This is a genomic window from Sphingomonas sp. S-NIH.Pt3_0716 (assembly GCF_003950715.1).
Classification (GTDB): Bacteria; Pseudomonadota; Alphaproteobacteria; order Sphingomonadales; family Sphingomonadaceae; genus Sphingobium; species Sphingobium yanoikuyae_A.
The window spans coordinates 1-9,871 of the sequence record NZ_QLJK01000059.1 but is presented as its reverse complement, the minus strand read 5'-3'; the positions used below and the strand labels follow the sequence as shown (position 1 = coordinate 9,871).

The following is a 9,871-nucleotide window of genomic DNA, read 5'->3' as shown; positions in this document are numbered from 1 at the left end:
GCGTGGTGTGGGCATGGGGTTGTGGTTGGGTGTTCCTGTCGGCAGCGTCATATCCTTCATGCTGCCCAACTGGCAGGAGGCGGCCGTCATCTACATGGGCGCGACGCTCGCCGGCATGGTCGCCAATCCGATCCTGCCGTCGCTGCGCGACCATGATCTGCGTTTCATCCTGGCGGATGTGGACAGCCGGATGATCTTCGTGCCGGAGCGCTTCCGCGGCCATGATTATGGCGCGATGCTGGAACGGGTGGCGGCGGAGATGGAAAACCCGCCGGAGATCGTCATCGTCCGGGCGGAAGATGGCAAAGTTTGCGCCTATGACGCCCTGTTGTCTTCGGCCCCGACCGGCCGGCCGCTGCCCGCGCTGGATGCCGACGAGGTGCGCATGGTGATGTATACCAGCGGCACCACCGGCCGGCCCAAGGGGGTGATGCACAGCCATAATTCGATCAATGCGCTGATCCGCCAGATCGGCCGGCACTGGCTGGTCGAACCGGGCGACCGTTTCCTGGTGCCATCCCCGATCAGCCATATTGGCGGGTCGATCTATGCGTTCGAGACGCCGCTGCTGCTGGGCGCGACGGCGATCCTGATGGAACAGTGGAACCCGGACGATGCGGTGCGGATCATGGCCGAAGCCGATTGCACCCATATGGCCGGGGCCACCCCCTTCCTGCAACATCTGCTGGCGGCGGCGCGCGCGGCGGATACGCGGCTGCCCGCACTCAAATTGTTCATCTGTGGTGGCGCGTCGGTGCCGCCGGCGCTGATCCGCGAGGCGGCCGCCTATTTCGAGCAGGCGGTGGTCAGCCGCGTCTATGGATCGACCGAATTGCCGGTCACGACCGTCGGCGTGATCGACCGGGCCGATGTCGCCCATGCCGCCGAGACCGACGGCCGCCCCGGCATCGCCACCGTCCGCATCGCGGAGGATGGCGAGATCCGCGCGCGCGGGCCGCAGATGATGGTCGGCTATATTCACAAGGAGGATGAGGCCGCGAGCTTCGATCCGGACGGCTATTATCGCAGCGGCGACCAGGGCGCCTGGGCCGATGGCGACCATCTGGTGGTGACCGGCCGGATCAAGGATCTGATTATCCGCAATGGCGAGAATATCGCGCCCAAGGAGATCGAGGATCTGCTGGTCGGCCATGACGCCATTGCCGAGATCGCGATCGTCGGCGTCCCCGACGCGCGCACCGGCGAGCGGGCGGTGGCGGTGATCGTGCCGCGCCCTGGCGCCACACCCGATGTCGCCGCGCTGGCCGCGCATCTGGCCGGCCATGGCGTCGCGCGCTTCAAATATCCCGAGGCGGTGGCGCTGTGGGACGCCCTGCCCAAGAATGACGCCGGCAAGGTGCTGAAGCAGCAGATCCGCGCCCGGCTGGTGGAAGAGGCCGCGCCGGCAACGTCGTAGGACAATTGGTCCGCTGGCCGCGCGCCCGCCGATCGGGCATGGGCGCGCCATGTTGCGTCCCGCCTCCGCCGCCCTGTTGCTGACCCTGAGCCTGATCGGCTGTGCCGACGATCACCGCGCCGAGCGGTTGAAGGCGGCCGGCCCCAATCCGACGCTGGAAAAGCTGATGACGGTGGCCGATGCCAAGGCCGGCGCCCGGCTGTTCGGCACCTGCGCCGCCTGCCACACCAGCAGCGCCGGCGGCCCCGACACCGGCGGACCCAATCTGCACGGCATTTACGGCCAGCCGATCGGCCAGCACAGCGCCCGCTTCGGCTATACCGCCGCGTTGCGCGCCAAGGGCGGCGTTTGGGATGACAAGGCGCTCGACGCCTGGATCGCCAATCCGCAGCGCTTCGTGCCCGGCACCAAGATGCAGTTCAGCGGCATCCCCGACCCGCTCGCGCGCGCCGACCTGATCGCCTATCTGCGCAGCCTGTCGGACTGACCGGCCCCGCCAAAGATACGAATTTTTTGGGGTAGCTGGCACGCCGGGGGGTTCGTACATCTGGCGCCATGACCAGCGGGATGACAGACGGCCTTTGGGCGCTGACCGAGAAGGAAAAGCAGACGCTGCGCCTGATGGTCCGGGGCCATGACGCGAAATCGATCGCGCGCAGCCTGGACCTGTCGGTCCATACTATCAACGAACGGCTGCGCGACGCGCGGCGCAAGATGGCGGTGTCGAGCAGCCGCGAGGCCGCCCGGCTGTTGCTGGAAGCCGAAGGTGCGCCCGAGGCATCGCCCCCCGATTTTCTGGGGGACAGGCTATTGGGGGCAGACGCAGCCCCGGTCGAAGCGGATCAGGACGAGGCGCCGGTCGTCGGCGTGGGGCCGGCCGATCGCCGGCGCCCGATCCTTCCTGGAGTGCTTCTCATGACTTTTGTCCTTGGCCTGCTGGCGCTCGCCGCCCTGCCCGATGCCGCCCCCACACCACAATCGACGCCGCAAGCGACGCCGGCCGCCGCCCAGGCCCATAATGCCGAGGTCGTCGATGCGGCGCGCCAATGGCTGGCGCTGATCGACCAGGACAAATGGGCCGAAAGCTATCGCGGCACCGGCAGCGCTTTCCAGAAACTCAATACGGTGCAGGTCTGGACCGAGGTGTCGCAGACGATGCGCGGCCGGTTCGGCGCCCTCCAGTCGCGCAGCCTGCTGAGCCAGGAGGAACTGCCCGCCCCGCCCCATGGCTATGAAGTAGTGAAGTTCCGCGCCAGCTACGCCAACCAGGCGCAGGCGATCGAGACGGTGACGTTGGATCGCGAAAATGGGGCCTGGCGCGTGGTCGGCGTGACGATCGAATAAGGCGGACAGGGGCGCGGATCTGCGCGCCCTTCATGCCCCCGCGGCCGGCGGCGCCCCCAACCGGAAGAACAGCGCGAGTTGCAGGCTTTCCGCGATCCGCTGCGCCTTGCCCTGCAAGGCGGCGGCCGCCGCCGGAACCATGACGGCGTCGGTCGTCTGCGACCAGAGATTCAGCCAATGGTCGAACAGGTCGGGCGTGATCCGGTCACGATGCGCCATATGCACCGGGACGGGCTGTCCCTTGTAACGGCCCGATGACAGCATCACCGACGACCAGAAATCGACCAGCCGGTCGATATGCGCCGGCCAGTCATCCACGGCGTCGTTGAAGATCGGACCAAGCCGGTCGTCCGCACGGACGCGGGCATAAAAGCTTTCGACCAGCAGGCGCAGGCTGGCCTCGTCGATCCGTTCCGCCTTCATGGGTTCCGACTCCGCACGGGGATGCCCGATCCATAGCGCATCGACCGCCGGGGTTCGACCGGCCGGATGCGATCGGAACGCGGCCTTTATTCCCCCGCGACGGCGCGACCGAAGCTGTAGCGGATATGGTCGACATGGCCCTCCAGCCCGAAGACCAGCGGATCCTGGCTGTCCATGATCGCGTCGATCCGGGCGCCGACATCCTCCGGCGTCCAGCTGGGCTGATACACGCCCTTGCTTTCGGCGATGAAGGCGCGGGCGACGCGGCCGGCGATCGACACCAGCATCTCGCCGGTGACCGAGCAGCTTTCATGCGCCAACCAGGCGACGACCGGCGAGACCAGTTCCGGCCCCATGGGCGGATATTGGGAGATATCGAGCCCCTCGGCCATGCGGGTAACGGCGCCGGGCACGATGATGTTGGATTTGACCCCTTCGGCCTCCCCCTCCAGCGCGAGCACATTGTTGAGGCCGATCATGCCCGATTTGGACATGCCATAATTGACGCAATCGCGATTGCCATAGAGGCCGCCGATCGAGCTGGTGAGGATGATGCGGCCATAGCGGGCCTTGCACATATGCGGGAAGGCGGCGCGGGCGACATGGAAGGCGCCGCGCAGATGGACGTCGAGCACGGCGTCGAAATCCTCCTGGCTGAGCGCCTGCATCGAGCCGTAGCGGACATTGCCGGCATTGTGGATCAGCCCGTCGATCCGGCCATAATGGTCGAGCGCAGCCTCTATGATGGCCCGGCCGCCCTCCGGCGTGGCGACGCTGTCGGTCGAGACGATCGCGTCGCCGCCCTGCGCCTTGATCGCGGCGACCACTTCGGCCGCCGGTCCGGCATCGATCCCCTCGCCGCGCACGGCGCTGCCCGGATCATTGACCACGACTCTGGCCCCGCGTGCGCCCAGCAACTCCGCATAGGCGCGGCCAAGCCCCCTGCCGGCACCGGTGATGACGATGACGCGATCGTCGTAGCGCAGTTCGGACATGAGCGGGCCTTTCGCTGGATTATGCAGATGATGGCGCAGGGGTGACGCGGCGCGCGCGCGGGTTCAAGCCAAGGTGGCGAGGCATCGCCACGGCGGTTCGCCGACGCCCGGCGAAGCGGATAAGAGCGGGGCAGGACAGAGTAGAGGACAGGATAGATGCAGGTAGCGATCATCACCGGGGCAGGCAGCGGCATCGGGCTCTGCACGGCGAAGATGCTGCATGACGCCGGCATGGCGATCGTCGGCATCGGTCGCGATCCGGCCAAGCTGGCGACGCTGGAGAGCGAAATCGGCGATCCGGCGCGGGTCGCCACCCTGTCCATCGATGTGACGCAGGATGATGCGCCCGCGCGGATCGTGCAGCTGGCGCTCGATCGCTTCGGCCGCATCGATTTCCTGGTCAACAATGCCGGCGCTGGCAGCCCCAAGCCGTTGCACGAAACCGACGACGCCACGCTGGACGGCTTCCTGGACCTGATGCTGCGCGCGCCCTTCCGCCTGGCGCGCGAGGCGATCGTCCATATGGGCGAGGGCTGCGGCATCGTGAACGTCACCTCTACTTATGCGGTGATCGGCGGGCGACGCGGCGGCGCCTATTCGGCGGCCAAGGGCGGGTTGGACGCGCTGACCAAGCATATCGCCTGCGACTATGGGCCGCAGGGCATCCGCGCCAATTGCGTCGCGCCGGGCGTCACCATGACCGACATGGTGCGCCACCGGTTCGAGGACGAGATGTTCAAGCGGGTGAATGTGGAGACCACCCCCTTCCCGCGGCTGGGCGAGGTGGAGGATGTGGCCAGCACCATCGCTTTCCTCTGTTCGCCCGGCGCCGCCTTCATCAACGGCCAGACGATCGTCGTGGATGGCGGCTGGACCTCGACCAAATATCTCTCGCCGCGCGCGCTGACGACGACATGGGTCGAGGCGGAGTAAGGCTACTCTTTGGCCGGCCGCTCGGTTAGGGCGGGCCATGGCCGATGTCCCGATCCTCTATTCCTTCCGCCGCTGTCCCTATGCGATGCGCGCGCGGCTGGCGTTGCTGCTGAGCGGGCAGGCGGTCGAGCATCGCGAAATCCTGCTGCGCGCCAAGCCCGCGGCGATGCTCGCCGCCTCGCCCAAGGGGACGGTGCCGGTGCTGGTCCTGCCCGACGGCCGGGTGATCCACGAGAGTCTGGAGATCATGCGCTGGGCGCTGGGGCGGGATGATCCCGAGGCGTGGCTGGCGGGTGATGACGCGGCGCTGATCGCGACCAATGACGGGCCGTTCAAACGGCATCTGGATCGCTACAAATATGCCGAGCGCCATGGCAGCGACCCGGTCGCCCATCGGACCGAGGCGGCCGGGCTGCTCGACGCGCTGGACGCGCGGTTGCGGGATCAGGCCCAGCTTTGCGGCGCGCGGCGGACATTGGCCGACATGGCGATCTTTCCGTTCGTGCGGCAATTCGCGGCGGTCGAGCCGGACTGGTTTGCCGCGCAGCCCTGGGCGGCTTTGCGCGGCTGGCTGGCCGGGCATCTGAAATCCGAGCTGTTCGCCCGCGCCATGGTGCGGCACCCGCTATGGGTGGAGGCGGAGGCCGATTAGGCCGGGCCGCAACAGGCGTCGAGGCAGATCTGGCGCAGCAGGGCGATGACGTCGCGGCGCTGTTCGATCGGGATGGCGCGACCGATCCGCGCCTCATGCGCGTCGAACGCCGCGCAGACCTTGTCGTGCAGCACCAGCCCCTCGCCCGTCAGCGTCAACGGGATCGCACGGCCCTTGCCCGCGCCCTTGTCTAACAGGCCAGACAGCGCCAGCTTGTTGATGAGCGGCACCAGATTGGCCGGCTGGGCGCGCAGCGCACGGGCGATATCGCTCTGGCTGCACCCTGGATTGGCGCCGATCAGGCGCAGCAAGGTCGCCTCGCCCGGATTGAGGCCAAGCGGGGCCAGCGCCTCGCCCAGCGCGCCGGTGACCGCCGCCGCGGTGCGACGCAGATGGAAGCCCAGCATCGCGTCGAGCGGGTCGATAAAGGCGCTGTCGGGATCGATCGTCACCGCGCCGCTCTAGCCCCCTTGCCGTGCCGGCTCAAGTCGATATGTTATATACCATAATATAAGATGGAGAGGAGCGATGTTCATGACGATGCGATTCGCCTTGCCGTTTGTCCTGCTGGCCCTGGCCGGGACGGCAGCGGCCCAGACGCCACAGTCCGATAGCCCGGCGGCTTCCGGCGCGATCGAGCCGGATGGCACGGTCCATGTCCCCGGCTTTCGCCTGCCCCCCTCCATCTATCTGAGCGAGGCGGCGAAGAAGGCGTTGCCGCGCACGCCGACCGATCCCGAAGAGCCGATGATGCGCGCGGTCGCCGCCGGGCAGGCCGGTGCGCTGCGCCAGCGCATGCCGCAACTGGTCGCGCCACGCATCGATGCGCTGAAAGCGATGTACAAGGTGACGACGCGCGAGGAACAGATCGCCGGCATAGCGGCCGTTCGCGCGACCCCGGCGGCTGGCGTCGCACCGGGCAACCGCAGGAAGATATTGCTCAACCTGCCGGGCGGCGGCTTCTACATGGGCGTAGCCGGCGGCACCGGCATGATGGAATCGATCCCGCTTGCCGGGCTGGCCGGGGTGGAGATCCTCTCCATCACCTATCGCCAGGCGCCAGAGACGGTCTGGCCCGCCGCGACCGAGGATGTGACCAAGGTCTATCGCGCACTGCTCAAGACCTACCAGCCGCAGGATATCGGCATCTTCGGCTGTTCGGCCGGCGGATTGCTGACGGCCGAGGCGATCGCCTGGTTCATCCATGAGAAGCTGCCGCTGCCCGGTGCGATCGGCATTTTCTGCGCTTCGGGCGATGCGCGCTGGGGCGGCGACAGCCAGAGCTTTGCTCGGCCCTTCCAGGCGCTGCCCCCGCGCGACGATGTCCGCGCCTATTTCAAGGGTATCGATCGCAGCGATCCGCTGGTGTCGCCGGCGCTGTCACCCACGACGCTGAAGCAGTTTCCGCCCACGCTGCTGATCACCGGCACCCGCGCCTTCGAGATGAGCGCGACCGTCAACACCCATCGCGAACTGGTCAAGGCCGGGGTCGATGCCGACCTGCATATGTGGGATGGGCTGGGCCATGCCTTTTTCTACGATCCCGCCCTGCCCGAATCGCGCGAAGCCTTCGACGTCATGACCGCCTTCTTCCGCGATCGGCTGAAGCTGGCGCGCTAGGCCGCGATCGCCCGGCGGCAAAATTCCCATATCTCGACCGCCAGTTCGGATCGGCGCTGGCGGTCGGGAATGGCGGTCTCCTCGGCAAGCAACTGGCTGTGGACGGTGGTCGAGACCAGATTATAGACGAGCAGCGCCATCCACGACGGCGGTCCTGCGCGGACCTGCCCCTCGGCCATGCCTTCGGACAGGATCGTGGCGATCAGGTCGATGAGCGGGCTTACTGCCTTTTGCAGTTCGACCGGACGCGCCTCCGCCAGGCGCAGATGCTCGCGGCTGAGCGCCGCGCTCCGGCGCTGGCCGCCTTGCCAATCGCCATCAATGGCTGCGCGACCGATGACGATGGCGGTCACGATATGATGCAAGCGCGCCAGCGGATCCGGCAGGTCGCGCACCTGTTCGCCGAACTGTTCCGCTGCGCGGCGAAGTGTATGGGCAAACACCGCCAGGACCAGATCATCCTTGCCCGCAAAGCGATCGTACAGCGCCCGACGGGCGAGCCCGGTGCGCTGCAATACGGCACGGATGGTCAGCCCTTCCAGCCCCTCCTCGTCGAGCAGATCATAGGCGGCGGCGACGATCTGCTGGTTGCGATCGTCCAGTTCCGCGATCGCGTCGTCGGTCTGCGGCGCCCGGTACATGCTCATCGATCCTCTCTGCAATAATCGCTTTCCATCTAGCAGCCCGCGACTATAGTGCCAGCATTAAGAACAACGTTCTCATCACGAAGATATATGGGAGAGTGCGATGGCTACGGTCCTCTTTGTCGAGGCCAGCGGCGCGGAGCATCGAATCGATGTGCCGACGGGCGAGAATCTGATGCGCGCAGCGCTCAACGAGGGGCTGGATGGCATGGTCGGCGAATGCGGCGGCGGCCTCGCCTGCGCGACCTGCCATTGCTATGTCGAGGAGGATTGGGCCGACCGTCTGCCCGCGCCTGCGCAGACCGAGCTGGACATGCTCGAATGCACCGCCAGCGAGCGCCGCCCGAGCAGCCGCCTGAGTTGCCAGATCATCGCCAGCGATGCGCTCGACGGGCTGGTCGTCCATCTGCCCGCTGCGCAATATTGAGGAGCCCGATCATGGCAACCGCCCAAGCGACGCCCGCTATGGACATTCCCGCCCATGTCCCGCCCGAACTCGTGCGCGAGATCGGCCTGACCACCGGCCCGGAATTTCTCGCCGCGCCCCATGCCTTCATGGCCAAGCTGCACGAAACGCATCCGCCGATCTTCTACAGCGTCAATCCGCTGATCGGGAACAGCTGGTGTACGATCAAGCATGAGGATGCCTTTTTCGCGCTGCGCCACCCGGAATATTTCACCACCGCCGGGGCCACGCCCTTCCCGCGCGATCCCAATAATTATTTCCATTTTATCCCGCTGGAGATCGATCCGCCGCATCACCGCAAATATCGCGCGATCCTCGATTCGACCTTCTCGCCGCAAAGCGTGCTGCGGCTTGAAGCCTATATGCGTCGCCTGACCAACGAGCTGATCGACAGCTTCATCGATGCCGGCGAAGTGGAATTCACCACCGCCTTCGGCCGACCGCTGCCGGTGTCGATCTTCCTTGATCTCATGGGCCTGCCGCAGGAGATGCGCGATACCTTCGTCGGCTGGGCGGTCGACCTGCTCCATTCGCAGGATCGCATGACCGCCGGCCTCGCCATGCGCGGGATCGAAGCCTATCTGGCACAGGTGATCGTCGAGAAGACGGCCAGGCCTGACGAGGGCGTCATCAGCACCATCATCCAGGCACGGCCGGGCGGCGAACCGCTGAGCGAGCGGGAGATTTTCGGCTTCACCTTCTTCCTGTTCATCGCCGGTCTCGACACGGTGTTCGCGACGCTCAACAATATCTGGCTGTGGCTGGCGCAAAATCCCGATCGGCGGCGCGAGATCATCGCCCATCCCGATCAGATCAATGCCCAGGTGGAAGAATTGCTGCGGGTCTTTTCCGTTACCTTTTCCGGCCGGACCCTGACCCAGGATCTGGAAATGCGCGGCGTGCAGATGAAGAAGGGCGACAAGTTCAACAGCATCCTGCCCGCCTGCAATTACGACCCGGACGTCTTTCCCGATCCGACCCGTGTGGATTTCAACCGGCCACGCAAGCCGATCCTGGCCTTTGCCGGCGGCGTGCATAGCTGCATCGGCGCGCATCTGGCGCGGCTGGAGGTGAAGGTAGCGTTGCAGGAGTGGCTGCGGCGCATTCCTGACTTTGCGGTTCGGTCGGATGCGGTGATCAGCTACTGGCCTGGCGGAGTGGTTGGGCCCAGGTCACTTCCGCTGGCCTGGTAAGGCGCGGACACAGAAAAGCCGCCTTGGGGAGATCCGAGGCGGCGTGTGTGTGTGATTTGGTTGCGGGAGTAGGATTTGAACCTACGACCTTCAGGTTATGAGCCTGACGAGCTACCGGGCTGCTCCATCCCGCGACACTGGGCGTTTTTGTGTGGCCCTGACATGCAAAAAGGGCGGCTTTGCG

12 protein-coding genes and 1 tRNA gene are annotated in these 9,871 nt (G+C 66.4%); 8 read left to right on the top strand and 5 right to left on the bottom strand.

Features of this window, described 5'->3' with window-relative positions:
* The 3 genes from BRX37_RS25225 to BRX37_RS25215 form a co-directional block, all read left to right on the top strand.
* On the top strand, window positions 1-1,417 hold a 1,417-nt coding region (locus BRX37_RS25225; protein WP_125990179.1), incomplete at its 5' end, for an AMP-binding protein.
* A 49-nt stretch (window positions 1,418-1,466) separates the two neighbouring features.
* Entirely contained in the window at window positions 1,467-1,904 is a 438-nt protein-coding gene (locus BRX37_RS25220; RefSeq protein ID WP_010336197.1) for a c-type cytochrome, read from the top strand.
* A gap of 68 nt (window positions 1,905-1,972) precedes the next feature.
* The gene (locus BRX37_RS25215) at window positions 1,973-2,761 is read left to right on the top strand and encodes a helix-turn-helix domain-containing protein (protein ID WP_125990177.1); all 789 of its coding nucleotides are present in this window, start codon (window positions 1,973-1,975) and stop codon (window positions 2,759-2,761) included.
* 30 nt (window positions 2,762-2,791) lie between these two features.
* Here BRX37_RS25215 and BRX37_RS25210 read toward each other — a convergent pair whose 3' ends face one another.
* Window positions 2,792-3,184: a group III truncated hemoglobin gene (locus BRX37_RS25210; protein WP_125990175.1), complete on the bottom strand. Its 393-nt coding sequence runs from the start codon at window positions 3,182-3,184 to the stop codon at window positions 2,792-2,794.
* An 86-nt stretch (window positions 3,185-3,270) separates the two neighbouring features.
* Window positions 3,271-4,179, bottom strand: a complete 909-nt coding sequence (locus BRX37_RS25205) for an SDR family NAD(P)-dependent oxidoreductase (RefSeq protein ID WP_004209116.1) — start codon at window positions 4,177-4,179, stop codon at window positions 3,271-3,273.
* Between the two features lie 156 nt (window positions 4,180-4,335).
* On the opposite strand from BRX37_RS25205, the gene BRX37_RS25200 reads away from it, so the two are divergent.
* Window positions 4,336-5,112, top strand: coding sequence for an SDR family NAD(P)-dependent oxidoreductase (locus BRX37_RS25200; protein WP_125990173.1), 777 nt, complete (start codon window positions 4,336-4,338; stop codon window positions 5,110-5,112).
* 37 nt (window positions 5,113-5,149) lie between these two features.
* Window positions 5,150-5,764 carry a glutathione S-transferase gene (locus tag BRX37_RS25195; RefSeq protein WP_125990171.1) on the top strand — a complete coding sequence of 205 codons (615 nt, stop codon included), beginning with the start codon at window positions 5,150-5,152 and terminating at the stop codon, window positions 5,762-5,764.
* Here the strand turns inward: BRX37_RS25195 and BRX37_RS25190 are convergent.
* Window positions 5,761-6,216, bottom strand: a complete 456-nt coding sequence (locus BRX37_RS25190; protein ID WP_125990169.1) for a MarR family winged helix-turn-helix transcriptional regulator — start codon at window positions 6,214-6,216, stop codon at window positions 5,761-5,763. The genes BRX37_RS25195 and BRX37_RS25190 overlap by 4 nt on opposite strands.
* An 82-nt stretch (window positions 6,217-6,298) precedes the next feature.
* Between BRX37_RS25190 and BRX37_RS25185 the strand changes: the two genes are divergently transcribed.
* Entirely contained in the window at window positions 6,299-7,384 is a 1,086-nt protein-coding gene (locus BRX37_RS25185; protein ID WP_125990167.1) for an alpha/beta hydrolase fold domain-containing protein, read from the top strand.
* Here BRX37_RS25185 and BRX37_RS25180 read toward each other — a convergent pair.
* Complete coding sequence (locus BRX37_RS25180; RefSeq protein ID WP_234893031.1) at window positions 7,381-8,031, bottom strand: TetR/AcrR family transcriptional regulator; 651 nt, start codon at window positions 8,029-8,031, stop codon at window positions 7,381-7,383. The two genes, BRX37_RS25185 and BRX37_RS25180, sit on opposite strands and share 4 nt — an antisense overlap.
* A gap of 100 nt (window positions 8,032-8,131) precedes the next feature.
* Here BRX37_RS25180 and BRX37_RS25175 point away from each other — a divergent pair, with 100 nt between their 5' ends.
* Together BRX37_RS25175 and BRX37_RS25170 are read left to right on the top strand one after the other, a co-directional pair.
* Window positions 8,132-8,455: a 2Fe-2S iron-sulfur cluster-binding protein gene (locus BRX37_RS25175; protein ID WP_010336187.1), complete on the top strand. Its 324-nt coding sequence runs from the start codon at window positions 8,132-8,134 to the stop codon at window positions 8,453-8,455.
* Window positions 8,456-8,466: 11 nt separating this feature from the next.
* A complete protein-coding gene (locus BRX37_RS25170) occupies window positions 8,467-9,687 on the top strand; it encodes a cytochrome P450 (RefSeq protein WP_125990165.1) in 1,221 nt (406 codons plus the stop codon).
* Window positions 9,688-9,744: 57 nt separating this feature from the next.
* Here BRX37_RS25170 and BRX37_RS25165 read toward each other — a convergent pair.
* Window positions 9,745-9,821 (bottom strand) — tRNA-Met (locus BRX37_RS25165).
* Between the last annotated feature and the right edge of the window lie 50 nt (window positions 9,822-9,871).

Coding starts and splice junctions, on each gene's coding strand:
- BRX37_RS25220 (WP_010336197.1), top strand. CDS start 1,467: ATGTTGCGTCCCGCCTCCGCCGCCCTGTTGCTGACCCTGAGCCTGATC.
- BRX37_RS25215 (WP_125990177.1), top strand. CDS start 1,973: ATGACCAGCGGGATGACAGACGGCCTTTGGGCGCTGACCGAGAAGGAA.
- BRX37_RS25210 (WP_125990175.1), bottom strand. CDS start 3,184: ATGAAGGCGGAACGGATCGACGAGGCCAGCCTGCGCCTGCTGGTCGAA.
- BRX37_RS25205 (WP_004209116.1), bottom strand. CDS start 4,179: ATGTCCGAACTGCGCTACGACGATCGCGTCATCGTCATCACCGGTGCC.
- BRX37_RS25200 (WP_125990173.1), top strand. CDS start 4,336: ATGCAGGTAGCGATCATCACCGGGGCAGGCAGCGGCATCGGGCTCTGC.
- BRX37_RS25195 (WP_125990171.1), top strand. CDS start 5,150: ATGGCCGATGTCCCGATCCTCTATTCCTTCCGCCGCTGTCCCTATGCG.
- BRX37_RS25185 (WP_125990167.1), top strand. CDS start 6,299: ATGACGATGCGATTCGCCTTGCCGTTTGTCCTGCTGGCCCTGGCCGGG.
- BRX37_RS25180 (WP_234893031.1), bottom strand. CDS start 8,031: ATGAGCATGTACCGGGCGCCGCAGACCGACGACGCGATCGCGGAACTG.
- BRX37_RS25175 (WP_010336187.1), top strand. CDS start 8,132: ATGGCTACGGTCCTCTTTGTCGAGGCCAGCGGCGCGGAGCATCGAATC.
- BRX37_RS25170 (WP_125990165.1), top strand. CDS start 8,467: ATGGCAACCGCCCAAGCGACGCCCGCTATGGACATTCCCGCCCATGTC.